Source organism: Pseudomonas tohonis (assembly GCF_012767755.2).
Taxonomy (GTDB): Bacteria; Pseudomonadota; Gammaproteobacteria; order Pseudomonadales; family Pseudomonadaceae; genus Metapseudomonas; species Metapseudomonas tohonis.
Genome location: NZ_AP023189.1, coordinates 2,190,960 through 2,216,288, shown reverse-complemented (window position 1 = coordinate 2,216,288; position 25,329 = coordinate 2,190,960). Strand labels below are relative to the sequence as shown.

The window sequence follows — 25,329 nt, the reverse complement described above, 5'->3', positions numbered from 1 at the left end:
GTATTCCCCGTGGTCTACCGCTCCGCTGCCAGCCAGGGCGAGGCCCCGGCTGGAAGGGCAAAGCCCGAAAGACGCTTAGTTGACGGCGTCTTTCAGAGCTTTACCAGCTTTGAAGCCAGGGATCTTGGCAGCAGCGATCTTGATCGGCTTGCCAGTCTGCGGGTTACGGCCAGTGCGAGCAGCGCGCTCTTTCACAGCGAAAGTACCGAAACCTACCAGCACCACGGAATCACCAGCCTTCAGAGCGCCAGTGACGGATTCGATAACTGCGTCCAGCGCACGGCCAGCGACAGCTTTCGGGATATCAGCAGATGCGGCGATGGCATCGATCAGTTCCGACTTGTTCACTCTTAAGTCCCCTTATTTCTGTTGAGTTTGTTTCTTAGTTGTTTGGTGTAAGCAAAGCGGGTGCTGGATGGCCTGCCGACACATAAGAGCCGCTTTATAACAAGGGCTAGAAAAATGTGTCAAGAAAGCCCCCCGGCTAATGCGTGCTGATTCGCTCCTTGGAATCAGACTCGCGCTTGTCATCCTTTGCAACCATCTCGGGAGCCGCATCGGGCAAGGGCTCCGGGGCGTATTGCAGCGCAATTTGCAGGACCTCGTCAATCCATTTAACAGGTTTAATGGCCAGGTCCTGCTTGATATTTTCGGGAATCTCTTTCAGATCACGCACATTCTCTTCGGGGATGATCACAGTCTTGATCCCGCCCCTGTGAGCAGCCAGCAATTTCTCTTTCAGACCCCCGATGGCGAGCACCTGACCACGCAGGGTGATCTCCCCGGTCATTGCCACATCGGCCCGCACAGGAATCTGCGTCATGGCCGAAACCAACGCGGTGCACATCCCGATACCCGCGCTCGGACCATCCTTCGGGGTCGCCCCTTCCGGCATGTGGATGTGGATGTCACGCTTCTCGTGGAAGTCCGCGGGAATACCGAGGCTCTTCGCGCGACTGCGCACGACGGTCAAGGCAGCCGTGATGGATTCAACCATCACATCGCCCAGCGAACCGGTTTTGGTCAGTTGGCCTTTGCCAGGAACCACAGCGGCTTCGATGGTCAGCAGTTCGCCGCCGACCTGGGTCCAGGCCAGGCCGGTGACCTGCCCGATCTGGTCCTGCAGCTCGGCAAGGCCATAGCGGAACTTGCGCACACCAAGGAAGTGCTCGAGGGACTCGGCCGTTACCAGCACCTTGAAGCGTTTCTCGCGGGCATGCTCCTTGACCGCCTTGCGGCACACCTTGGCCAGTTGCCGCTCGAGGCTGCGCACACCCGCCTCACGGGTGTAATAACGGATGATGTCGCGAATCGCGGCCTCATCGAACTCCAGCTCGCCCTTCTTGAGGCCGTTGGCCTGGGTCTGCTTGGGCGCGAGGTACTTGGTGGCGATATTGACCTTCTCGTCCTCGGTGTAGCCCGGAAGACGGATCACCTCCATGCGATCCAGCAGCGGCGCCGGAATGTTCATGGAGTTTGCTGTGCAAAGGAACATCACGTCGGAAAGGTCGTAGTCGACTTCCAGGTAATGGTCGTTGAAGTTGTGGTTCTGCTCGGGATCGAGCACTTCCAGCAGCGCCGAGGCGGGGTCGCCACGCATGTCGCTGCCCATCTTGTCGATCTCGTCTAGCAGGAACAGCGGGTTACGTACGCCGACCTTGGTCATCTTCTGGATCAGGCGACCCGGCATGGAACCGATGTAGGTCCGACGGTGACCGCGAATTTCAGCCTCGTCGCGCACGCCACCGAGGGCCATGCGTACGAACTTGCGGTTGGTGGCGCGAGCGATGGACTCGGCCAGCGAGGTCTTGCCGACGCCGGGCGGGCCGACCAGGCAAAGCACCGGGCCCTTGACCTTCTTCACGCGTTTCTGCACGGCGAGGTACTCGAGGATACGATCCTTGACCTCCTCGAGGCCGTAGTGATCGGCATCGAGGATATCCTCGGCCTTGGCGAGGTCGAGACGGACCTTGCTCTCGGCCTTCCAGGGCACATTGACCAGCCAATCGATATAGGAACGCACTACGGTGGCTTCCGCGGACATCGGCGACATCTGCTTCAGCTTGTTCAGCTCGGCATTGGCCTTGGCCAACGCTTCCTTGGTCAGGCCTGCGTTGTCGATGCGCTTCTTGAGCTCCTCGATCTCGTTGTGGCCTTCATCGATGTCACCCAGTTCTTTCTGAATGGCCTTCATTTGCTCATTCAGGTAGTACTCGCGCTGGCTGCGTTCCATCTGCTTCTTCACGCGGCCACGGATACGCTTCTCGACCTGCAGCAGGTCGATCTCGGCATCCAGCAACGCCAGCACGTGCTCGACGCGCTCGGGAAGCTCGGTGATTTCGAGGATTTCCTGCTTCTGCTCGATCTTCAGCGCCATGTGAGCAGCCATGGTGTCCACCAGGCGACCGGGCTCGTCGATGCTGTTCAACGAGGAAAGCACCTCGGCGGGCACCTTCTTGCCCAGTTGCACGTACTGCTCGAACTGGCTCAGCAGGCTGCGGGTGAAGACCTCGGACTCGCGCTCGCCGGCGTCCACCTCATCGATGAGGGAGACCTCGGCGCGGCAGTGGCCATCGACTTCGGTGAAACGCTCGATCGAACCACGTTGCTCGCCCTCGACCAGCACCTTGACGGTGCCGTCGGGCAGTTTCAGCAATTGCAGGACGGTCGCAACGGTGCCGACCCGGTAGAGGGCGTCTTCGCCCGGATCGTCATCGGCCGGATTCCTCTGCGCCAACAGAAGAATTTGCTTGTCCCCGGTCATCGCGGCTTCGAGGGCCTCGATGGATTTTTCACGGCCCACGAAGAGTGGGATGACCATGTGCGGATAGACCACGACATCACGCAATGGCAGGAGAGGCAATTCAACGGTTGTCTTCATGATTTCAGCTCTACAGCGGCCAATGGCCGGTAACAGATGGGATAACCCTGGGACCTAAGATGGGGGCAGGTCCGGGAAAAAACAAGCGCTGTAGTAGGAAATGCAAAGGGGCCCGGAGGCCCCTTTGTTTCATCAAGCGTCAGGCGCGGCCTTGGCCGGCTGCTCGCTGTTCTCATAGATCAGCAAGGGCTTGGAAGTGCCTTCGATGACACTCTCGTCGATCACCACTTTGCTCACCTCGGTCTGCGAGGGGATTTCGTACATGGTATCGAGCAGGATGCCTTCGAGGATGGAGCGGAGGCCGCGGGCACCGGTCTTGCGCTCCAGAGCGCGGTGGGCGACTGCCTTCAGCGCATCGGGACGGAATTCGAGATCGACCCCTTCCATCTCGAAGAGCTTGGCGTACTGCTTGGTCAGCGCATTCTTAGGCTCGGTGAGGATCTGCATCAGTGCGGCCTCGTCGAGCTCGTCCAGCGTGGCGATGACCGGCAGGCGACCGACGAACTCCGGAATAAGTCCGAACTTCACCAGATCTTCAGGCTCTGCGTCACGCAGGGCTTCGCCGACCTTCTTGCCCAGCTCGACACTGCGGACCTCGGCATTGAAGCCGATGCCGCCACGAGCGGAACGGTTCTGGATGACTTTTTCCAGACCTGCGAACGCACCACCGCAGATGAACAGGATATTGCGCGTATCGACCTGCAGGAACTCCTGCTGCGGATGCTTGCGACCACCCTGGGGCGGAACCGAAGCGACAGTACCCTCGATGAGCTTCAGCAGCGCCTGCTGCACGCCCTCGCCCGACACGTCACGGGTGATGGACGGGTTGTCGGACTTGCGCGAAATCTTGTCGATCTCGTCGATATAGACGATGCCCATCTGGGCCTTCTCGACATCGTAATCGCACTTCTGCAGCAGCTTCTGGATGATGTTCTCGACGTCCTCACCCACGTAGCCCGCCTCGGTGAGGGTAGTGGCATCGGCGATGGTGAAGGGAACATTGAGCAGACGGGCCAGCGTCTCGGCCAGCAGCGTCTTGCCCGAGCCGGTCGGGCCGATCAGCAGGATGTTGCTCTTGCCGAGTTCGATATCGTCTTTCTTGTCACGCTGGTTGAGGCGCTTGTAGTGGTTGTAGACCGCTACGGCCAGCACCTTCTTGGCACGTTCCTGACCAATGACGTACTGATCGAGGATGGTGCGGATTTCCTTGGGCGCGGGCAGCTTGTGCGCGCTGTTCTCGGCCTGGGCTTCCTGCACCTCCTCGCGGATGATGTCGTTGCACAGGTCCACGCACTCGTCGCAGATAAAGACCGAGGGGCCGGCAATCAATTTGCGCACTTCGTGCTGGCTTTTGCCGCAGAAGGAGCAATAGAGCAGCTTGCCGTTGTCCTCGCCATTGCGGGTGTCAGTCATTCGATCAATCCAATCGGGATAGGCATGAAACACAAGATGAAGGCAAATGCGGGCATTTTCAAGCCCGCGAAGCGGCCGGAGATGTTCCGGCCGCGGTATTGCGGAACCGCTTAGCTCGCCAGTTGGCGCTTGCTGTGGACCTGATCGATGAGGCCGTACTTGACCGCCTCTTCACCGCTCATGAAGTTGTCGCGGTCGGTATCGCGGGCGATGACGTCGATCGGCTGACCGGTGTGGTCGGCGAGGATCTTGTTCAGGCGCTCACGGATGGTCAGGATCTCGCGGGCATGGATCTCGATGTCCGAAGCCTGGCCCTGGAAACCGCCCAGCGGCTGGTGGATCATCATCCGCGAATGCGGCAGGCAGTAGCGCTTGCCGGCAGCGCCACCGGCGAGCAGGAGCGCGCCCATGCTGCAGGCCTGGCCGATGCAGGTGGTGGAAACGTTGGGCTTGATGAACTGCATGGTGTCGTAGATCGACATGCCAGCCGTCACCGAACCGCCCGGGGAGTTGATGTAGAGGTGGATATCCTTGTCGGGGTTCTCCGCCTCGAGAAAGAGGAGCTGCGCCACGACCAGGTTGGCCATGTAGTCCTCGACCGGGCCAACCAGGAAGATCACCCGCTCCTTGAGGAGGCGCGAGTAGATGTCATAGGCACGTTCGCCACGGGCGGACTGCTCGATCACCATGGGCACGAGGCCACCGGCGGCCTGGATATCAGGGACCTGTTGCTGCATATAAGAATTGCGGGACATGTCCAGCGATCACTCCCTAACTAATGTCATGTCTCAAAGACGCATAAGCCAGCGCGGAGGCTGGCTTATGGTGTGCTCGAACGAGGCGAAACGATCAGGCGGCTTGCGGAGCTTCTACCGGCTTGACTGCATCTTCGTAGGAGACCGCTTTGTCGGTCACGTTGGCCTTCTGCAGGACAGTATCTACAACTTGTTCTTCCAGCACAACAGAACGCACTTCGTTCAGTTGCTGGTCGTTCTTGTAGTACCAGGCCACGACTTGCTCGGGCTCCTGGTAAGCGGAAGCCATTTCCTCGATCAGCTCGCGAACGCGGGCGTCATCGGGCTTGAGCTCGAACTGCTTGACCACTTCGGCGACGATCAGGCCCAGCACGACGCGGCGCTTGGCTTGCTCTTCGAACAGTTCGACCGGCAGTTGGTCGGGCTTGATGTTGCCACCGAACTGCTGGACGGCCTGCACGCGCAGACGGTTCACTTCGTTGCCGATCAGGGCCTTCGGCACTTCGATCGGGTTGGCAGCCAGCAGGCCGTCCATCACCTGGTTCTTGACCTTGGACTTGATGGCCTGGCGCAGCTCGCGCTCCATGTTCTTGCGGACTTCGGCACGGAAACCTTCCAGGCCGCCTTCCTTGATACCGAACAGGGTGAAGAACTCGTCGTTCAGCTCCGGCAGCTGGGGAGCGGAGACGCTGTTCACGGTGACGGTGAACTCAGCGGTCTTGCCGGCCAGATCGAGGTTCTGATAGTCCTCGGGGAAGGTCGGGTTGATGACGCGCTCTTCGCCGGCCTTGACGCCGACCAGTGCCTCTTCGAAGCCCGGGATCATGCGGCCGGAACCCAGAACCAGGGCAGTGCCCTTGGCCGAACCGCCGGCGAAGGCTTCGCCGTCGATCTTGCCGACGAAGTCGATGTTCAGCTGGTCGCCATTCTCGGCGGCGCGCTCGACGGCTTCGAAGCGGGTGTTCTGCTTGCGCAGGATTTCCAGCATGTTGTCGACATCGGCGTCAGCCACATCGGCCTGCAGGCGCTCGATGGCGATGGAATCGAAACCGGCAACCTGGAACTCGGGGAACACTTCGAAGGTGGCGATGAACTCGAGGTCCTTGCCCTTCTCGAACACTTTCGGCTCGACGGAAGGCTGGCCAGCCGGGTTGAGCTTCTGCTCGACGACGGCTTCATAGAAGGAGGACTGGATCAGATCGCCCAGAACTTCCTGACGAGCGGAATCTTCATAACGCTGACGGATCACGCTCATGGGCACCTTGCCCGGACGGAAGCCAGCGACTTTCGCGCGACGAGCAGTCTGCTGAAGACGCTTGGTGACCTCAGTCTCGATCCGCTCAGCCGGAACGCCAACAGTCATACGGCGCTCGAGAGCGGAGGTGCTTTCAACAGAAACTTGCATGGATATTCCTCGTTGCAGACGTTAGCCGGCCGGACCGGCCCCATAATCAAGGGCATGCATTCTAGAGGAGCGAAATGCAGAAGTCACCCCAGCGGCGACGGCAGATGCAACAGCGCTTTTCCCGCCATTCCCCTGACCCCGGCACGCCTCCCCGCGAAGGCCTCGGGACCAGGGATCACGCCGCCTGGCGCACCACTGGAGCGAGGACCGCGGTGGGTGCTTATAATGCGCGACGCCTCCCGCCGACCGACGAAACAACCATGGAAAGCCACGCCCTCAGCAAGGTAATGCTGGTCGAGGACGATCAGAAGCTCGCCCGCCTGATGTCCCAGTACCTCTCCGAACACGGCTTCGAGGTTCGCCAGGTGCACCGTGGCGACACCGCGCTCGACAACTTCGTCGACTTCCGCCCCCAGGCGGTGATGCTCGACCTGATGCTCCCCGGCCAGAGCGGCCTGCACGTCTGCCGCGAGATCCGCCGCATCGCCGACACGCCGATCCTGATGCTCACCGCCAAGGAGAGCGACCTCGACCACATCCTCGGCCTCGAATCCGGCGCCGACGACTACGTGATCAAGCCCATCGAGCCGCCCGTCCTCCTCGCTCGCCTGCGCGCGCTGCTACGGCGCCATGCCCCCGCCGGCGGCGAGCGCGACAGCCTCGAATTCGGCCGCCTGAACATCGATCGCCGCCGCCGAGGTGCTAAACTGGGCGGCCAGGACATCGAACTCACCACCATGGAGTTCGAACTGCTCTGGCTGCTGGCCGGCCAGGCTGGCGAGATCCTTTCCCGCGACGAGATCCTCAACCGCACCCGCGGCATCGGCTTCGACGGCCTCAACCGCAGCGTCGACGTCTGCATCAGCAAGCTGCGCGCCAAGCTGCAGGACAACCCTCGCGAACCGGTACGGATCAAGACCGTCTGGGGCAAGGGCTACCTGTTCAACCCCCTGGGCTGGGAGAGCTGAACCATGCTGCGCCTGTTCCTGCGCCTCTATCTATTGCTCGCGGTGGGCTTCGGCGGCGCCATCTTCGTGGTCGACCACGTCATCTCCACCCTCTTCGCCCCCAGCCTCGAGGAATACAACCGCGAAGCGGTGCGCGGCCAGGCCTATGCCCTCACCGAGCGCCTGCGCCAGCTGGACGCCGCCGGCCGCGCGCGCCAGATGGATGACTGGCGCCCCCACTACGGCCTGCGCCTGGAGCTGAAGGACGCCAGTGACCTCGCCCTGGACGAGCGCGAGCGCAAGCTGATCCTCAACGACCTGCTGGTCACCCGCGAGAACTACACCCGCTATATAAGCCGCATCGACGACGGCCCGCAGTTGCTGGTGATCGACCTGCCCGCGGAGCCGGCCGGCACCCTGCTCTACACCATCGGCGCCTACCTGCTGCTGGGCTTCCTGGTGGGCCTGGTGCTGTTCCTCTGGGTCCGCCCGCACTGGCGCAACCTGGAGACCCTGCGCCTGGCTGCCCAGCGCTTCGGCGACGGCGACCTCGGCACCCGCACGCCGGTATTCCGCGGCTCTGACTGCCGCAAGCTGGCGGAGCACTTCAACCAGATGGCCGATCGCATCGAAAGCCTGATCAGCAACCAGCGCGAACTGACCAACGCCGTCTCCCACGAACTGCGCACCCCCATTGCCCGCCTCAGCTTCGAACTGGAACAGATGGCCCGCCGCTCCGACCACCCCGACCACCAGGCCCTGGTGGACGACATGCGCGCCGACCTGGGCGAGCTGGAAGGGATGGTCTCCGAACTGCTCACCTACGCGCGCCTGGAGCACAGCGCCGTAGGCTCGCACCGCGAGAACATCGACGCCGCCAGCTGGCTGGAAAGCGTGGTCGCCGATGTGGCCCTGGAAGCCGAAGCGGCCGGCGTTCGCTGCGAGATCAGCACCTGCGCGGTGGAAAGCCTGCGCATCGAGCCACGCTTCATGGCCCGCGCAGTGATCAACCTGCTGCGCAATGCCATCCGCCATGCCGACCGCCGGGTGGACGTCGCCCTCCTCCAGGACGGTGACAGCTACCAGATCCAGGTCAACGACGACGGCCCCGGCATCCCCGAGGAGTCCCGCCAGCGGGTCTTCGAACCCTTCTCCCGCCTCGACGAGAGCCGCGACCGTCGCACCGGCGGCTTCGGCCTGGGACTGGCCATCGTCCACTGTGTCGCGCAATGGCACGGTGGCCACGCCGAAGTGCTGGACGCACCGCAGGGCGGCGCCTCCTTCCGCCTCAGCTGGGCCCGCCAGGGCTGAGGCGCCGCTTCACAATCTTTCACAGACTGCAGACAAAGCCAGGCGGACAGCCCCGCCCCACCGCCCCTAGCATCGGCTCCCTGATCACCCAGGGAGAACCCCATGTTCCACGCGTTGCGCCTGCCATTGCTCGGCTGCCTGCTGGGCAGCGCCGGCTGCCAGGGCCTGCCGAGCACACCGACGCCGGATATCCGCCAGGGCGACTACAGCGAACTGATCGTCTTCCTGCAGGAGCACATCCGCCAGCAGATGCAGGCCCACGAAATACCCGGCCTGGCCCTGGCGCTGGTGGACGACCAGCGGGTGATCTGGGCCCGGGGCTTCGGTTACGCGGACCGCGAGCGACGCCTCTCCGCCGACGAGTACACCGCCTTCCGCGTCGGCTCGCTGTCAAAGCCGATCACCGCCAGCCTCGCCATGCAACTGCGCGAACGGGGAGCCCTGGACCTGGACGCCCCATTGCAATCCAGCCTGCGCGAGTTCTACGTGCGCTCGCGCTTCCATACAGACCAGGCGGCGGCCGACCGCGCCATCACCCTGCGCCGCCTGCTCAGCCACCAGTCGGGCCTGCCGACCGACCGCCTCGAAGGCCAGGTCGCCGAGTACCCGCTACCCCTCGGCGAACTGCCCGCCCTCGCCAGCGGCACCTGGCTGAGCCATATGCCCGGTACGCAGACGGTCTGGCTACGCCCTGGCCGGCGCCGCGATCGAACGCGCCAGTGGCTGCGACTTCGAGCAGTGCGCCCAGGCAGCGCTGTTGCAACCGCTGGGCATGCGCCACGCGGGCTTCCTCGGCAACAGCGACCAGCAGCCCTATCGCGCACGCGGCTATAAAGGAGGCAAGCCCTCGGCGGACCTCAACATAAGGGACCTCTCCGCCGGCAGCCTCTGGGCCAGCCCGGTCGACCTCAGCCACTTCATGCAGATGATCTTCGCCGATGGCCGCTACCAAGGCCGACAAGTACTACAGCCAGCCTCGATCCGCGAGATGCTGCATCCGCAGAACGCCGGCAACGCACTGGACCTGGACTGCTCGGTAGGCCTCGGCTGGTTCCTCGGTGATTGCGGCGGCGAATTGGCCATCCATGGCTTGCGCATCGTCGAACACAGCGGCTCGACCGGCGACTTCAATGCCCAGATGATCCTGCTGCCGGAACAGCGCCTCGGCGTCGTCGTCCTTGCCAACTCGGACAGCGCAGCAGCCGTCACCACGCAGCTCGCCAGCCTGTCGATGCGACTGATGCTGCAGGCGCGCGATGGCAAGGCAGCCCACCCCGAAAGCACCCCGACGAAGCCTTCCGGCGTTGCCGTCCTGCAACGCCCGAGCCCACAGGATCGCCGACGCCTGAGCGGACGCTACGCCACAGGCGCCGGCCTGATCCATATCCACCCCAGGGGCGAACGCCTGTACGCGGAGCTCCCCGGCCTTCGCGTCGAACTGCTATGGGACGCAGCCGGCTGGCTGAGGGCCCGCAAGAAACGCCTCGGCCTCTGGCCACTGGACCTGGGCGAGCTGGGCCAACTGCAGCTGGATGTGGTGGAACTGCAAGGGCGCCAGGTGCTGGTCGGCCGTCGACACGGGCAGACGCTCTTCATCGGTGAACGCGTAGACGCCAACCCCATCCCTCCCGAATGGGCAGAGCTGGCCGGCGACTATCGCATTGCCGGTGACGCGAGCGAGGACAGCGCCCTGAGCCTCAGGCTGCGCCTGGAAGACGGCCTGCTCCTGGCCAGCGGCCGCTCCGACGGCGACCCCATCGGCGACTACATCCTGCAGCCACAGGACAATGCCCACGCCATCCTCGCCGGGAGCGGCCGCAGCCTCGGCGACACCCTCACCCTGCGCCCGGACGGCTTCGAAGCCCTGGGCTACCGCTTCGTGCGCAGTGACGCCAACCCCTGACCAGCCAGCCTGCAAATTACGCACACGAGAAAACAGCCCAGGCGGATGCACCCAGGAACGGCTCCATGAGAACGCGGAATGAACAGACCGCCCCACCCGACCAGCATCCCTGCCCGATGCCTTGCGGCCGGGCGGGCGGCGAGATTCGAGTAGAGCACAGCCCCCAGGGAACGGCACTGCGGCCGGTTGGCGCACGAGCCGTGCCCGAAAACGAAAAAAGGCAGCCCCGAGGGAGCTGCCTTTCTCTGATTGCGTATCCGGGATCTCTGGAGGCTCGCCTCGCGCAGCCCGGACTACGACTGCTTACATGGTGCGGACGGAGAGACTCGAACTCTCACACCTTGCGGCGCCAGAACCTAAATCTGGTGTGTCTACCAATTTCACCACGTCCGCTTGCAACGCTTGAAACGAAAACGCCAGGCACTAGGCCTGGCGCTTTCTCGAATATGGGGTGGACGATGGGAATCGAACCCACGACACCAGGAGCCACAATCCTGTGCTCTACCAACTGAGCTACGCCCACCATATTACGTCTTGCTTGAGCCAAACTTGCCAAATTGGCACGCCCGGCAGGACTCGAACCTGCGACCATCCGCTTAGAAGGCGGATGCTCTATCCAGCTGAGCTACGGGCGCTTATTCATCTGCGGAACAGATTACTAAAAGCTTCGGCTTCAGCAGAAGCCTGTAGACTTCTACGTTTGCCGTCTTACCCAGCTAGTTGCTGTGCTCGACAAGCGGGGCGCATGTTATAGAGGGCCCCCTACCTCGTCAACAGGAAATTTAAAAAAATTTAGAAAGATAAAGGGGTTACGGGAAAATGCTGACCAGCCGCCTTTGCCCAAAAGCCACGCCATGCGAGAATATGCGCCCTTTTTAGCCCCTTCCGATGGTTAATCACGCGACATGACCGCACAACTGATCGACGGCAAAACGATCGCCGCCCGCCTCCGCCAACAGATAGCACAGCGCGTCGACGAGCGCCGCCAGCAAGGCCTGCGCATTCCCGGCCTGGCCGTCATCCTGGTTGGCAGCGATCCGGCCTCTCAGGTCTATGTCGCGCACAAGCGCAAGGACTGCGAGGAAGTCGGCTTCATCTCCGAGGCCCACGACCTCCCGGCCAGCACCAGCCAGGAAGACCTGCTGGCGCTGATCGACCGCCTCAACGTCGACCCGACCATCGACGGCATCCTCGTGCAACTGCCGCTGCCGGCGCACCTGGACGCGTCCCTGCTGCTCGAACGCATCAGCCCGGACAAGGACGTGGACGGCTTCCACCCCTACAACATCGGCCGCCTGGCCCAGCGCATGCCGCTGCTGCGCCCCTGCACGCCGAAGGGGATCATGACCCTGCTGGAAAGCACCGGGGCCGATCTCTACGGCATGGACGCGGTCGTCGTCGGCGCCTCCAACATCGTCGGCCGCCCCATGGCCCTCGAGCTGCTGCTGGCCGGCTGCACCGTCACCGTCACCCACCGCTTCACCAAGGACCTGGCCGGCCACGTGGGCCGCGCCGACCTGGTGGTGGTCGCCGCCGGCAAGCCGGGCTTGGTCAAGGGCGAGTGGATCAAGGAAGGTGCCATCGTCATCGACGTCGGCATCAACCGCCAGGAAGACGGCAAGCTGGTGGGCGATGTGGAATACGAGCCGGCCCTGCAACGCGCCAGCTGGATCACCCCGGTCCCGGGCGGCGTCGGCCCCATGACTCGCGCCTGCCTGCTGGAGAACACCCTCCACGCGGCGGAAACCCTGCACGACTGAGCAGCGGCAGCACCATGAAAAACGGCACCCGAGGGTGCCGTTTTTCGTTTCAGCGAAGAGGCCCCGGGCATCCGGGGCCTGCCTTCCAGCCTTATTTCTTCTGCCAGGATTTGACCAGCTCGTCGTAGCTCACGGTCTCGCCCTTCGGCTTCTCGTTGGCCAGCTTCGGCTTCGGCGCGCCGGGCTGGTCGAACCAGTACTGGGCATCACGCTCCTCGTTGAGCTTCGGCCCGCACTCGCCCTGCACCCCGGAGCGCTCGATGCGCGCCATCATGGTGTCCTGTGCGGCTGCCAGGCCATCCAGGGCTTCCTGCGGGGTCTTGTCGCCGCTGGCAGCCTCGGCGATGAACTGCCACCACAGCTGCGCCAGGCGCGGGTAGTCCGGGACGTTGGTGCCGGTGGGCGACCACTGCAGGCGCGCCGGGCTGCGGTAGAACTCCACCAGCCCGCCGAGCTTCGGTGCCGCGTCGGTCATCGCCTGGGAGTTGATGTCCGATTCGCGGATCGGCGTCAGCCCCACCAGGGTCTTCTTCAGCGAAACGGTCTTGGCGGTGACGAACTGCGCATAGAGCCAGGCCGCCAGGCGCTGCTTCTCGGGAGTGGACTTGAGGAAGGTCCAGGAACCGGTGTCCTGGTAGCCCAGCTTCATGCCCTCCTCCCAGTACGGGCCCTTAGGCGACGGCGCCATGCGCCACTTCGGCGTGCCGTCGGCGTTGACCACCGGCAGGCCGGGCTTGGTCATGTCGGCGGTGAAGGCGGTGTACCAGAAGATCTGCTGGGCGATGTTGCCCTGCGCAGGCACCGGGCCGGCCTCGGAGAAGGTCATGCCCTGGGCTTCCGGCGGCGCGTACTGGTGCAGCCAGTCGACGTACTTCTGGGTCGCGTAGACCGCCGCCGGGCCGTTGGTATCGCCGCCCCGGGTGACGCTGGAACCCACCGGGCGGCAGCCCTCGACGCGGATGCCCCACTCGTCCACCGGCAGGCCGTTGGGCAGGCCCTTGTCGCCACCGCCGGCCATGGAGAACCAGGCATCGGTGAAGCGCCAGCCGAGGGACGGGTCCTTCTTGCCGTAGTCCATGTGGCCGTAGACACGCTTGCCGTCGATCTCCTTCACGTGCTTGCTGAAGAACTCGGCGATGTCCTCGTAGGCGGACCAGTTCACCGGCACGCCCAGCTCGTAGCCGTAGATTTCCTTGAACTTGGCCTTCAGTTCCGGCTTCTCGAACCAGTCGGCGCGGAACCAGTAGAGGTTGGCGAACTGCTGGTCGGGCAGCTGGTAGATCTTCTTGTCCGGCCCGGTGGTGAAGGAGATGCCGATGAAGTCGTTGAGGTCCAGGGTCGGCGAGGTCACGTCCTTGCCTTCGTTGGCCATCATGTCGGTGATCGAGACCGCCTTGCCGTAGCGGAAGTGGGTGCCGATCAGGTCCGAGTCGTTGACCCAGCCGTCATAGATGTTCTTGCCCGACTGCATCTGCGTCTGCAGCTTCTCCACCACGTCGCCTTCCTGCATCAGGTCGTGCTTGAGCTTGATGCCGGTGATCTCGCTGAAGGCCTTGGCCAGCACCTTGGACTCGTACTCATGGGTGGCGATGGTCTCCGAGGCGACGTTGATCTCCATGCCGCGGAACGGCTCGGCGGCCTTGATGAACCACTTCAGCTCCGCCAGCTGCTGTTCCTTGCTCAGGGTCGAGGGCTGGAACTCCGAGTCGATCCACTTCTTCGCCGCATCCTCGTAGGCATCGGCCCAGGCCGCGCCACTCAGTCCGGACAACGCCAGCAGGGCCGCCATCGCCATGCTATGTCGGGTCTTGTAATTGTTTTCGAACATAGACACCTCCTTTGGGATTCAGAACGGTCGCAACTAGCCGAAGCGCATCACGACCAACAACCACACGACGGATAGCGCAGACGCTACCCACAGGTTCCAGCTGGTCGCGCCTATCACCAACAGGTGCAGGTAGGCGCTCCCGAGCAGCCCGATGAACAGCCGGTCGCCACGGGTCGTGACGATCGGCAGGAAGCCCTTGCGCTCGACGCAGGGCGAACGCAGCTCCCAGATACCCATCAGCAACAGCACCAGCGCGATGCTGCCGAAGAAGGTCGCGGTGGGCAGGGTCCAGGCCATCCATTCCATAAATCACCTCATACCCGGCCGAGGGCGAAGCCCTTGGCCACGTGGTTGCGCACGAACCAGATCACCAGCACGCCCGGCAGGATGGTCAGCACCCCCGCCGCCGCCAGCACACCCCAGTCGATCCCCGAGGCGGACACGGTGCGGGTCATCACCGCCACGATCGGCTTGGCGTTCACCGACGTCAGGGTGCGCGCCAGCAGCAGCTCGACCCAGGAGAACATGAAGCAGAAGAACGCCGTCACGCCGATGCCCGAGCCGATCAGCGGGATGAAGATCTTGGCGAAGAAGCGCGGGAAGCTGTAGCCGTCGATGTAGGCCGTCTCGTCGATCTCCTTCGGCACCCCCGACATGAAGCCCTCGAGGATCCACACCGCCAGCGGCACGTTGAACAGGCAGTGGGCCAGGGCCACGGCGATGTGGGTGTCGAACAGGCCGATGGACGAATACAGCTGGAAGAACGGCAGCAGGAACACCGCCGGCGGCGCCATGCGGTTGGTCAGCAGCCAGAAGAACAGGTGCTTGTCCCCCAGGAAGCGGTAGCGCGAGAAGGCGTAGGCCGCCGGCAGCGCCACCGCCAGGGAGATCACCGTGTTCAGGCACACGTAGTAGAGCGAGTTGAGGTAGCCCTCGTACCAGCTCGGGTCGGTGAAGATCACCTGGTAGTTGCGCAGGGTGAACTCGTGGGGCCAGAGCGTCAGGCCGCCGAGTATCTCGGTATTGCTCTTGAACGACATGTTCAGCAGCCAGTAGATCGGCACCAGCAGGAACAGGATGTAGGCGAGCAGCACCAGGGCTTTGCGTGGCGTCATGGGCGGCCTCAGCTCTTCGAGTCGTCGTGGGTCATGGCCGTGTAGAACAGCCAGGACACCAGCAGGATGATGAGGAAATACACCAGCGAGAACGCCGCCGCCGGCCCCAGGTCGAACTGCCCCACCGCCATCTTGGTCAGCGTCTGGCTGAGGAAGGTGGTGGCGTTGCCCGGCCCGCCGCCGGTGAGCACGAAGGGCTCGGTGTAGATCATGAAGCTGTCCATGAAGCGCAGCATCACGGCGATCAGCAGCACGCTCTTCATCTTCGGCAGCTGGATGTGGCGGAACACCGCCCAGCCCGAGGCGCGGTCGATGCGCGCCGCCTGGTAGTAGGCGTTGGGGATCGCGCGCAGGCCCGAATAGCACAGCAGCGCCACCAGCGAGGTCCAGTGCCACACGTCCATCACCAGCACCGTCACCCAGGCGTCCATGGTGTTGGAGGCGTAGTTGTAGCTGATGCCCAGCTTGCTCAGGGTCCAGCCCAGCAGGCCGATGTCGGCGCGGCCGAATATCTGCCAGATGGTGCCGATCACGTTCCACGGGATCAGCAGCGGGATGGCCATCACGATCAGGCTGGCCGAGGCCCAGCGCCCCCGGGTCGGCATGCACAGGGCGATGCCGATGCCCAGCGGGATCTCGATCAGCAGCACGCAGGCGGAGAAGATGAACTGGCGCAGCAGCGAGTCGTGCAGGCGCGGGTCCTGCAGCACCTGTTTGTACCACTCGGTGCCGACGAAAGTGCGGGTGGAAGCATCGAAGATGTCCTGCACCGAATAGTTCACCACCGTCATCATCGGCAGGATGGCGCTGAAGGCCACCAGCAGGAACACCGGCAGCACCAGCCACCAGGCCTTGTTGTTGATCACCTTGTCGGTCATGGCGCCACCTCCACCAGCAAGTCATCGGCGTAGAGCATCAGCCACTGCGAGGGGAAGCCGATCCACGCCGTGCCACGCGGCACGGCCTGGTCCTCCTGCATGCGCGCCTTGAGCCGCTGCCCATCCAGGTTCAGGGTGAGGATCTTGTAGGTGCCCAGGTCCTCCACGTGCGTCACCTCGCCGGCCAGGGCATCGACGAAGGGCTCGTCGCTGACGTGCACGAACTCCGGGCGGATGCCCAGCTTCAGGCTGCTCCAGCCCCCCTTGGCCAGGTGCGCCGCCATGGCCGGGGCCAGGGGCACGCGGGTGGCGCCGAAGACCAGCGCCTCACCCTCCGGGCGCACCTCGATCAGGTTCATCCCCGGGCTGCCGATGAAGAAGCCGACGAAGGTGTGCAGCGGCCGCTCGAACAGCTCGCGCGGGGTGCCGAACTGGACGATGCGCCCCTCGTACATGACCGCGATCTTGTCGGCGAAGGTCGAGGCCTCCAGCTGATCGTGGGTCACGTAGATCATGGTGATGTTGAACTGCTCGTGGATCTGCTTGAGCTTGCGCCGCAGCTTCCACTTCAGGTGCGGGTCGATCACCGTCAGCGGCTCGTCGAAGAGGATCGCCGACACGTCGTCGCGCACCAGCCCCCGCCCCATCGAGACCTTCTGCTTCTCGTCCGCCGTCAGGTTGCGCGCCTTGCGCTTGAGCAGGTGGTGCAGGTCGAGCACCTCGGCGATCTCGCTGACCTTGCTCAGCACCCGCGACTCGGGCAGGCCCTGGTTGCGCAGGGGGAAGGCCAGGTTGTCGAACACCGTCATGGTGTCGTAGACCACCGGAAACTGGAAAACCTGCGCGATGTTGCGCGCCTCCGGCGGCAGCAGGTTGACCTCGCGGGTGTCGAACAGCACCTGCCCTTCGGAGGGGCTGAGCAGCCCGGAGATGATGTTCAGCAGGGTCGACTTGCCGCAGCCCGAAGGCCCCAGCAGCGCATAGGCGCCGCCCTGCTCCCAGACGTGGTCCATCGCCAGGATGGCGTAGTCCTCCGGCCCCTTCGGCTGGCTGGCGTAACTGTGGGCGAGGCTCTGCAGGCGTATCTCGGCCATGGGCGGCTCCTCAGGTACGACGGCTCGGCGCCAGGACCAGGCGGTCCTGGGCGTCGAAGACGAAGAGTTTGTGGGTGGGGATGTAGATGCGGATCGGCGCATCCACGTCGTACTCGTGCACGCCCTGCAGGTGCAGGACCAGGGCGAAATGCTCGCTGCGCACATGGAGGAAGGTCTCGGAGCCGCTGATCTCGGCCAGCTCCACCTTCACCGCCAGCTCCAGGTCGTCGTCGTTGGACGGCACCAGGCCGATGTGGCCGGGGCGCACGCCGAAGCGGTAGGCGCCCTCGCCCAGCTCGCGCAGCTCGGTGGTCAGGGGGAAGTGCACGAAGTCGCGGAAGCTCACCTCGCCCTCGCTGATGCGCCCGTCCACCAGGTTGATCGGCGGCTCGGAGAACAGCTCGGCGGCCAGCACCTGCTGCGGCCGCTGGTAGACCTCGGTGGTCGGCCCGCTCTGGATCACCCGACCCTCGTGGAGAATGGTCGCGGTGCCGCCCAGGGCAAGCGCCTCGTTGGGCTCGGTGGTGGCGTACACGGCAATGCTGCGGCGGGTACGGAACAGCTCGCGCATCTCCTGGCGCAGCTCCTCGCGCAGCTTGTAGTCGAGGTTCACCAGGGGCTCGTCGAACAGCACCAGGTCGGCATCCTTGACCAGCGCCCGGGCCATGGCCGTGCGCTGCTGCTGGCCGCCGGAAAGCTCCAGCGGATGGCGCTGCAGGAACTTCTCGATGCGCAGCATCTGCGCCGTCTCGCGCACCTTGCGCTCGATCTCCTCGCGGCCCACGCCGTTCTGCCGCAACGGCGAGGCGATGTTCTCGAACACCGTGAGGTTGGGGTAGTTGATGAACTGCTGGTAGACCATCGACACGTTGCGGCGGCGCACCGGCACACCGGTCACGTCGACGCCGTTGAGCAGGATGCGCCCGCTGCTGGGCTTGTCCAGCCCGGCCATCAGGCGCATCAGCGACGTCTTGCCGGCCAGGGTGCGGCCGACCAGCACGTTGAAGGAGCCCGGCTCGAAGCTCAGGCAGGCGTCGTCGATGTAGACCTGGTGGTCGACGACGCGGGAGACATGCTCCAGCGTTAACGACATGGCGTGTCCTTGTGGTTGTTCTCGGCCATTGGCGGCTCTGGGCCGCGCCATCACAAGGCGACTTCCGTGCCAGGACACGAAAATCCACTTCAACCCGTTGATTCATATGAACTTGAAGAGGAAAAAGCGCCTCGAAGGAATGTTCACTTGAACAGAATTGAACATTCGAATGTGAACAACTGAACATCTCGGGCGTTGACTTTGAACAGTCATGAACAACACTGCTCGGATCGCCGCAGAGCGAATGACCCATAACAACAAGAACGCTGCGAGGCTCACATGGCCACTCCTGCCCAGGCGCCCACCCCGGCGCCGAACCACGATGCGATCGTCCGCGACTCGTGGAACCGCTGCCGCGACTTCGGCCTTACCCACCAGAGCCGGCCGAGCTTCGGCGAAGCCGCTGCGGGCGACGTCTCGGCGTTGCTGGAAAGCCAGCACTTCCTGGTGCAGACCACCCACCAGGAGGTCCTGCCCTACTACGAGAACATCCTCGCCAACTCCAACTGCCTGATCATGCTCGCCGACAGCCGGGGCCAGTTGTTGCAATCCTGGGGCGACCGCCGCTTCGTCGAGCCGTCCCAGGCCGCCGGTTTCGTCGCCGGCGCCCTCTGGCAGGAACGCACCACCGGCACCAACGCCATCGGCACCGCGCTGGCCTGCGGCCAGGCCGTGCACATCCAGCGCGACGAGCACTTCCTCAAGGCCAACCGCTTCATGACCGGTTCCGCCTCGCCGATCTTCGACGCCACGCGGCAGATGATCGGCGTGCTCGACGTCTCCAGCGACAGCTACCTGCCGCCCTCGCACACCCTGGGCATGGTCAAGATGATGAGCCAGTCGGTGGAGAACCGGCTGATCCTGGGGCGCTTCAAGGACGACTACTTCCAGCTCAGCTTCAACACCAGCCTGGACAACCTCGACAGCCAGTGGGCCGGGCTGCTGGTGTTCGACGAGGCCGGCCAGGTGGTCTCGGCCAACCGCCGCGCCGACTCGCTGCTGGGCATCGGCCTGTCGTGGATGAACATCGAAAGCCTCTTCGACCTCAGCCTGCCGCAGTTGCTGGCGCAACCGGACAACCTGCCCTTCCCGCTGCGCGCTGCCGGCCGCTACCGCTTCCATGGCCGCCTGCTGCGTCCGCGCAAGCCGCGCATCGAACCCCGCGACTTCCGCCCCGCTCCGGCCGCGCCGAGCGAAGCGCCACGTGGCGAACTGACCCTCGGCACCCTCAGCCTCGGCGACGCCCGCGTCGACCGCGTGGTGCAACAGGCACGGCGGCTGCTGGAAAAGGACATTCCCATCCTCATCCAGGGCGAAACGGGCGTCGGCAAGGAGGTGTTCGTCAAGGCCCTGCACCAGGCCAGCTCCCGCGCCGGCAAGCCACTGGTGGCGGTGAACTGCGCGGCCATCCCGGCCGAACTGGTGGAGTCGGAGCTGTTCGGTTACGAAAAGGGGGCCTTCACCGGGGCCAGCCAGAAGGGCAGCGTCGGCCTGATCCGCAAGGCGCACCAGGGCACCCTGTTCCTCGACGAGATCGGCGACATGCCCCTCAACGTCCAGGCCCGCCTGCTGCGGGTGCTGCAGGAACGCAGCGTGCAGCCGCTCGGTGGCGGCGAGCCCTACCCGGTGGACATCCGCCTGGTATCGGCCACCAACCGCCCGCTGCGCCAGGACGTGGACGCCGGGCTGTTCCGCCGGGACCTCTACTACCGCGTCAGCGGACTCAACCTCGAACTGCCGCCCCTGCGCGAACGCAGCGACCGTGGCGAACTGTTCCGCCGCCTCTGGGAACAGCACCGCGAGCCGCGCCAGTGGGCCGGCTTCAGCAGCGACGTGCTGGAACTGTTCATGGCCCACCCCTGGCCCGGCAACCTGCGCCAGGCCGGCAGCGTGATCCAGATCGCCCTGGCCATGGCCGAGGAACACCCCATCCGCCGCGAGCACCTGCCGGATGACTTCTTCGCCGATCTGCCAGACGCCCCACCACCCACCCCCGGCGCTACGCCAGCGCAAACAACGGACGAAAGCCTCGCCGCCCAGCTACAGGCCTGCGGCGGCAACATCTCCGACCTCGCCCGGCGCCTCAACCTCAGCCGCAACACCCTGTACAAGCGCCTGCGGGAACAGGGCCTGTATCGCGGTGGCGATTAACCTCAGCCCCGCGCGATCACCTCCACGGCCGGCATGCCCTTGCGCTTGTCCAGCAGGTACTCGCGCCCCGCCAGGGAGGCGCCGAGGAATTCCCGGAGCGTCGGTCCCCTCTTCAACAGCCGGGTGGCGAGGAGGAACTCCGCCACCTCGTGGAACCAAACCCGCCGGCCGATGCGGGTGTACCAGCGCATGGCATGACGGAAGTCGGCATCGGGATGGAACAACAGCCGGGCAAGCGCCCGGGGGCGGGCCTGCATGCAGAGTTCGATGGCCTTGAACCAGAGGAACACCCGCCAGGCCGGCACGCGCTGCACCGCCAGCACCTGGTGCTTGTAGTCCCAGCGGCGGGTGTCGGTCTGGATCACCCGGCGCTGTTCAGCCGTTCCGTAGAAGGGCGTCCAGCGGTGTGGGGTGACGTAGAGCAGCTGGATCTGGTCCGGGTCGTAGCGCAGCAGGTGGCGCAGGGAGCGCCAGTAGTCGGCATCGGTTTCTTCCTGGAAGCCGATCACGTAGGTGGCCATGGAGACGATGCCGTGCAGGCGCAACAGGCGGATGGCCTCCTGGTCCTCGCGAGTCGTACCGCCCTTGCGAATCGCCTCCAGGGTGCCCTCGTCGTAGCTCTCGATGCCCAGCAGGAAGCGGATCACCCCGGCCTTGCGGTAGAGGTGGAGGATATCGGCATCGCGGACGATATCCCCGGCACGGGTGGAACCCACCAGCAGCAGCGGTACGTCCTCGGCGATCAGGGCTTCGAGGAAGGCCTTCCACATCTTGCGCGAGCCGGTGGGCAATTCGTCGGCGAAGTTGATCAGCTCCACGCCCTGTTCCCGGTGCAGGTGTGCCAGCTCCCGGGCCAGGCGCACCGGGTCGCGGTGCCGCCAGCGGGTCCAGAACCCACGCTGACCGCAGTAGCTGCACAGGTAGGGACACCCCCGGGAGAACTGCACCACCACTGCCCGCTTGCCGCCCCAGTAGGCGTAGTCGGCGTGGTCGATCAGCTCCCAGCCCACACGGTAGTCGTCGAGGTTGCGCAACATGGCGGCGGCGGGCGTGGCGTAGGGTTCGCCCAGGTAGCGCAGGGCGATGCCGTGGACGTCCAGCGGCGAGCGCCCTTGCGCCAGCGCCTGCACCAACGAGAGGGCGGTCTGCTCGCCCTCCCCGCGCACGATGAAGTCGACTTCCGCCACCTCCTGGAGGATCTCGTCCCAGTGGTAGCTGGGGTGCACGCCGCCGTAGACGATGACCAGCCCGGGCAGCACGACCTTGAGGGCGCGGCAGATGTCCACCACCGTGGGGTGCGCCGAACTGGAACCGGAGTGCCCGAGCATCACCACATCCGGCGCCGTCGCCTGGATGCGCGCCACGATCTGCGTGACGCTCAGCGCCTCGCGGTCTGCGTCCAGCAGCGAGACGTGGAAGCCCGCATCCAGCAGCGGCCCGCCGATGGCGAGCAGGCCCAGGGGCGGCAAGTGCTCCCGGGGCATGCGGCTGCCGATGGCGGTGTGGGGCGGGTTGATCAGGGTGATGTCCACGGCGACGTCCTTTTGCTCGGGGCGGGACGCCTTTATGCACGCGCGCCGTGCTGGCTGCGTGGACCGCAGATGGAGTTGCCGTGGAGTTTCGATGAAGGTTCCGGCACCCAAGAAAAAGGCCGCTCGGAAGCGGCCTCGTTCATGACGCGCATGACTACTCGGCGAGGCGCCAGGTGGTGCCGCCCTTGCCGTCTTCCAGCACCACGCCCAGGGCGGTGATCTGGTCGCGGATGCGGTCGGACTCGGCCCAGTTCTTCTCGGCGCGCGCCTGCAGGCGCGCCTGGATCAGGGCTTCGACCTCGGCGGCGTCGACCTTGCCGGTGGCGCCGGCCTGGAGGAAGGCGTCCGGGTCCAGCTGGAGCAGGCCCAGCAGGCCGCCCAGCGCCTTGAGACGGGCCGCCAGGGCCGCAGCGGCAGCCGTGTCGGTGTCACGCAGGCGGTTGACCTCGCGGGCCATGTCGAACAGCACGGCGACGGCTTCGGGGGTGTTGAAGTCGTCATCCATGGAGGCATTGAAGCGCTCGACGAAGGCTTCGCCCTCGGCGGCGGGCGCCTCGGGCAGGCCGCGCAAGGCGGTGTAGAAGCGTTCCAGGGCGCCCTTGGCTTCCTTGAGGTTGTCTTCGGAATAGTTGATCGGGCTGCGGTAGTGGCTGGAGACCAGCAGGTAGCGCACCACCTCGGGGTGGTACTTCTCCAGCACCTCGCGGATGGTGAAGAAATTGCCCAGGGACTTGGACATCTTCTCGCCATCCACGCGCACCGCGCCGGCGTGCATCCAGGCCTTGGCGTAGAGCTTGCCGGTGGCCGCCTCGCTCTGGGCGATCTCGTTCTCGTGGTGGGGGAACACCAGGTCCGGGCCGCCACCGTGGATGTCGAAGGTCTCGCCCAGGCAGCAGGTGGACATCACCGAGCACTCGATGTGCCAGCCGGGGCGACCGGGGCCCCAGGGGGATTCCCAGCTCGGCTCGCCGGGCTTGGCGCCCTTCCACAGCACGAAGTCCAGCGGGTCTTCCTTGGATTCGTCGACCTCGATGCGCGCGCCGATCTTCAGCTCGTCGATGCGGCGACGGGACAGCTTGCCGTAGCCCTCGAACCTGCCGACACGGTAGTAGACGTCGCCGTTGCCGGGGGCGTAGGCGAAGCCCTTGTCGATCAGGGTCTGGATCATCTGGTGCATGCCGGCGATATGGCCGGTGGCGCGGGGCTCGATGTCCGGGCGCAGCACGGCGAGGCGCGCCTCGTCCTCGTGCATGGCGCCGATCATGCGCTCGACCAGGGCCTCGAACGGCTCGCCGTTCTCCTGGGCGCGACGGATGATCTTGTCGTCGATGTCGGTGATGTTGCGCACGTAGGTCACGTCATAGCCGCGCTCGCGCAGCCATCGGGTGACCACGTCGAAGGCGACCATCACGCGGGCGTGGCCGATGTGGCAGAAGTCGTACACGGTCATGCCGCACACGTACATGCGCACGCTGTTGCCTTCCAGCGGATGGAAGGCTTCCTTGACCTTGGTGAGGGTGTTGTAGATCGACAGCGCCATCATTGCCCCCAGGAATCACGCAGGGTGACGGTGCGGTTGAACACCGGCCTGCCGGGCTGCGAATCCTTGATGTCGGCGACGAAGTAGCCTTCGCGCTCGAACTGGAAACGCTCCTCGGGCTGCGCATTGGCCAGGGAAGGCTCGGCGCGGCAGCCGGTGAGCACCACCAGCGACTCGGGGTTGATGTTGTCGAGGAAGCTGCCGCCCTCCTCCGACTTCTCCGGGTTCGGCGAACGGAACAGGCGATCGTACAGGCGCACTTCGCACTCGACGCTGGCCTCGGCCGGCACCCAGTGGATCACGCCCTTGACCTTGCGGCCTTCGGGGTTCTTGCCAAGGGTGTTCTCGTCATAGGAGCAGCGCAGCTCGACGACCTTGCCGTCGGCGTCCTTGATGGCTTCGTCGGCGCGGATCACGTAGCTGCCGCGCAGGCGTACTTCACCACCCGGGACCAGGCGCTTGAAGCCGGCCGGCGGGACTTCCTCGAAGTCACTGGCGTCAATGTAGATCTCGCGGGCGAAGGGCAGCGCGCGTACACCGAGGTCTTCCTTCGGGTGGCGCGGCAGTTCGAGGTTCTCGACCTGGCCTTCCGGGTAGTTGGTGATGACCACCTTGAGCGGCTTGAGCACGCACATGGCGCGGGATGCGGTGGCGTCCAGGTGGTCACGGATGCTGAACTCCAGCATGCCGATGTCGACCACGCCGCTGGCACGGTTGACGCCGACCATCTCGCAGAAGTTGCGGATCGATTCGGGGGTGTAACCGCGACGACGGTAGCCGGAAAGCGTCGACATGCGCGGGTCGTCCCAGCCGCTGACGTGCCCTTCGTCCACCAGTTGCTTGAGCTTGCGCTTGCTGGTGATGGTGTAGTTCAGGTTCAGGCGCGAGAACTCGTACTGGCGGGGCTGCGCCGGCACCGGCAGGTTGGCCAGGAACCATTCGTAGAGCGGGCGATGGTCCTCGAACTCCAGGGTGCAGATGGAGTGGGTGATGCCCTCGATGGCGTCCGACTGGCCGTGGGTGAAGTCGTAGCTGGGGTAGATGCACCACTTGTCGCCGGTCTGGTGGTGATGGGCGTGGCGGATGCGGTAGAGGATCGGGTCGCGCAGGTTGATGTTCGGCGAGGCCATGTCGATCTTGGCGCGCAGGGAGCGGGCGCCGTCCGGGAACTCGCCGGCCTTCATGCGGGCGAACAGGTCCAGGTTCTCTTCGACGGAGCGCTCGCGGAACGGGCTGTTCCTGCCCGGCTCGTGCAGGCTGCCGCGGTACTCGCGCATCTCCTCGGCGTTGAGGTCGCAGACGAAGGCCTTGCCGGCCTTGATCAGCTCGATGGCCCAGGCGTGCAGCTGGTCGAAATAGTTGGAGGCGTAGCGCACCTCGCCGGACCACTGGAAGCCCAGCCATTTGACGTCGCTCTCGATGGCGTCGATGTACTCCTGGTCTTCCTTGGCCGGGTTGGTGTCGTCGAAGCGCAGGTGGCAGTCGCCGCCGAATTCCTGGGCCAGGCCGAAGTTCAGGCAGATCGACTTGGCGTGGCCGATGTGCAGGTAGCCATTGGGCTCCGGCGGGAAGCGGGTGACGATCTTGGCGTGCTTGCCGGCATCCAGGTCACCCTGGACGATCGGGCGGAGGAAGTTCGCGGCGGCGGGAGTCTCTGGCTTGCTCATGGGATCCTTAGGTCTACGGGTGCGCGGCACAGGGTAGGCCGGTCAAATCAAAGCGC

18 protein-coding genes, 3 tRNA genes and 1 pseudogene are annotated in these 25,329 nt (G+C 64.7%); 5 read left to right on the top strand and 17 right to left on the bottom strand.

From position 1 onward, the window contains the following. Positions 1 to 75: 75 nt before the first annotated feature. The 5 genes from hupB to tig form a co-directional block, all read right to left on the bottom strand. Complete coding sequence (gene hupB / locus HSX14_RS10215) at positions 76 to 348, bottom strand: nucleoid-associated protein HU-beta (protein ID WP_003087931.1); 273 nt, start codon at positions 346 to 348, stop codon at positions 76 to 78. 136 nt (positions 349 to 484) lie between these two features. Further along, positions 485 to 2,881, bottom strand: coding sequence for an endopeptidase La (gene lon, locus HSX14_RS10210; protein ID WP_173178813.1), 2,397 nt, complete (start codon positions 2,879 to 2,881; stop codon positions 485 to 487). A gap of 132 nt (positions 2,882 to 3,013) precedes the next feature. Further along, the gene (gene clpX, locus HSX14_RS10205) at positions 3,014 to 4,294 is read right to left on the bottom strand and encodes an ATP-dependent Clp protease ATP-binding subunit ClpX (RefSeq protein WP_111261325.1); all 1,281 of its coding nucleotides are present in this window, start codon (positions 4,292 to 4,294) and stop codon (positions 3,014 to 3,016) included. A 110-nt stretch (positions 4,295 to 4,404) separates the two neighbouring features. Further along, positions 4,405 to 5,049 carry an ATP-dependent Clp endopeptidase proteolytic subunit ClpP gene (gene clpP, locus HSX14_RS10200; protein ID WP_111261324.1) on the bottom strand — a complete coding sequence of 215 codons (645 nt, stop codon included), beginning with the start codon at positions 5,047 to 5,049 and terminating at the stop codon, positions 4,405 to 4,407. Positions 5,050 to 5,143: 94 nt separating this feature from the next. After that, the gene (tig, locus tag HSX14_RS10195) at positions 5,144 to 6,454 is read right to left on the bottom strand and encodes a trigger factor (RefSeq protein WP_173178814.1); all 1,311 of its coding nucleotides are present in this window, start codon (positions 6,452 to 6,454) and stop codon (positions 5,144 to 5,146) included. Positions 6,455 to 6,714: 260 nt separating this feature from the next. Between tig and HSX14_RS10190 the strand changes: the two genes are divergently transcribed. The 3 genes and pseudogenes from HSX14_RS10190 to HSX14_RS10180 all read left to right on the top strand — a co-directional run bounded on the left by HSX14_RS10190 (position 6,715) and on the right by HSX14_RS10180 (position 10,615). Further along, entirely contained in the window at positions 6,715 to 7,422 is a 708-nt protein-coding gene (locus HSX14_RS10190) for a winged helix-turn-helix domain-containing protein (RefSeq protein WP_173178815.1), read from the top strand. Positions 7,423 to 7,425: 3 nt separating this feature from the next. Beyond that, the gene (locus HSX14_RS10185) at positions 7,426 to 8,712 is read left to right on the top strand and encodes an ATP-binding protein (RefSeq protein WP_173178816.1); all 1,287 of its coding nucleotides are present in this window, start codon (positions 7,426 to 7,428) and stop codon (positions 8,710 to 8,712) included. Between the two features lie 102 nt (positions 8,713 to 8,814). Continuing rightward, positions 8,815 to 10,615: pseudogene (locus HSX14_RS10180) on the top strand (serine hydrolase domain-containing protein). 308 nt (positions 10,616 to 10,923) lie between these two features. Here the strand turns inward: HSX14_RS10180 and HSX14_RS10175 are convergent. The 3 genes from HSX14_RS10175 to HSX14_RS10165 form a co-directional block, all read right to left on the bottom strand. Then, a tRNA-Leu gene (locus HSX14_RS10175) sits at positions 10,924 to 11,008 on the bottom strand. 54 nt (positions 11,009 to 11,062) lie between these two features. Continuing rightward, a tRNA-His gene (locus tag HSX14_RS10170) sits at positions 11,063 to 11,138 on the bottom strand. Positions 11,139 to 11,173: 35 nt separating this feature from the next. Then, positions 11,174 to 11,250, bottom strand: a tRNA-Arg gene (locus HSX14_RS10165). Between the two features lie 270 nt (positions 11,251 to 11,520). On the opposite strand from HSX14_RS10165, the gene folD reads away from it, so the two are divergent. After that, positions 11,521 to 12,375 carry a bifunctional methylenetetrahydrofolate dehydrogenase/methenyltetrahydrofolate cyclohydrolase FolD gene (gene folD / locus HSX14_RS10160; protein WP_111261319.1) on the top strand — a complete coding sequence of 285 codons (855 nt, stop codon included), beginning with the start codon at positions 11,521 to 11,523 and terminating at the stop codon, positions 12,373 to 12,375. Positions 12,376 to 12,466: 91 nt separating this feature from the next. Here folD and HSX14_RS10155 read toward each other — a convergent pair whose 3' ends face one another. Genes HSX14_RS10155 through HSX14_RS10130 form a run of 6 tightly spaced genes read right to left on the bottom strand, consistent with a single transcriptional unit; the run spans position 12,467 to position 18,383 of the window. Then, entirely contained in the window at positions 12,467 to 14,203 is a 1,737-nt protein-coding gene (locus HSX14_RS10155; RefSeq protein WP_173178817.1) for an ABC transporter substrate-binding protein, read from the bottom strand. Positions 14,204 to 14,236: 33 nt separating this feature from the next. Further along, positions 14,237 to 14,509 carry a DUF2160 domain-containing protein gene (locus tag HSX14_RS10150; RefSeq protein WP_111261317.1) on the bottom strand — a complete coding sequence of 91 codons (273 nt, stop codon included), beginning with the start codon at positions 14,507 to 14,509 and terminating at the stop codon, positions 14,237 to 14,239. A gap of 8 nt (positions 14,510 to 14,517) precedes the next feature. Next, entirely contained in the window at positions 14,518 to 15,318 is an 801-nt protein-coding gene (locus HSX14_RS10145) for a carbohydrate ABC transporter permease (protein WP_173178818.1), read from the bottom strand. A gap of 8 nt (positions 15,319 to 15,326) precedes the next feature. Beyond that, on the bottom strand, positions 15,327 to 16,196 hold the full coding sequence (locus tag HSX14_RS10140; RefSeq protein WP_111261315.1) for a carbohydrate ABC transporter permease: 870 nt from the start codon (positions 16,194 to 16,196) through the stop codon (positions 15,327 to 15,329). After that, entirely contained in the window at positions 16,193 to 17,290 is a 1,098-nt protein-coding gene (locus HSX14_RS10135; RefSeq protein ID WP_173178819.1) for an ABC transporter ATP-binding protein, read from the bottom strand. Before HSX14_RS10135 ends, HSX14_RS10140 begins: the two co-directional genes overlap by 4 nt. Before the next feature lie 10 nt (positions 17,291 to 17,300). Next, positions 17,301 to 18,383, bottom strand: a complete 1,083-nt coding sequence (locus tag HSX14_RS10130; protein WP_111261313.1) for an ABC transporter ATP-binding protein — start codon at positions 18,381 to 18,383, stop codon at positions 17,301 to 17,303. 279 nt (positions 18,384 to 18,662) lie between these two features. On the opposite strand from HSX14_RS10130, the gene HSX14_RS10125 reads away from it, so the two are divergent. After that, the gene (locus HSX14_RS10125) at positions 18,663 to 20,534 is read left to right on the top strand and encodes a sigma-54-dependent Fis family transcriptional regulator (RefSeq protein WP_173178820.1); all 1,872 of its coding nucleotides are present in this window, start codon (positions 18,663 to 18,665) and stop codon (positions 20,532 to 20,534) included. A 2-nt stretch (positions 20,535 to 20,536) separates the two neighbouring features. Here the strand turns inward: HSX14_RS10125 and bchE are convergent, their stop codons facing one another. The 3 genes from bchE to HSX14_RS10110 all read right to left on the bottom strand — a co-directional run bounded on the left by bchE (position 20,537) and on the right by HSX14_RS10110 (position 25,273). Beyond that, a complete protein-coding gene (gene bchE, locus HSX14_RS10120) occupies positions 20,537 to 22,066 on the bottom strand; it encodes a magnesium-protoporphyrin IX monomethyl ester anaerobic oxidative cyclase (protein WP_173178821.1) in 1,530 nt (509 codons plus the stop codon). A 154-nt stretch (positions 22,067 to 22,220) separates the two neighbouring features. Continuing rightward, the gene (cysS, locus tag HSX14_RS10115) at positions 22,221 to 23,606 is read right to left on the bottom strand and encodes a cysteine--tRNA ligase (protein ID WP_173178822.1); all 1,386 of its coding nucleotides are present in this window, start codon (positions 23,604 to 23,606) and stop codon (positions 22,221 to 22,223) included. Then, on the bottom strand, positions 23,606 to 25,273 hold the full coding sequence (locus tag HSX14_RS10110; RefSeq protein ID WP_173178823.1) for a glutamine--tRNA ligase/YqeY domain fusion protein: 1,668 nt from the start codon (positions 25,271 to 25,273) through the stop codon (positions 23,606 to 23,608). Before HSX14_RS10110 ends, cysS begins: the two co-directional genes overlap by 1 nt. Positions 25,274 to 25,329 lie beyond the last annotated feature (56 nt).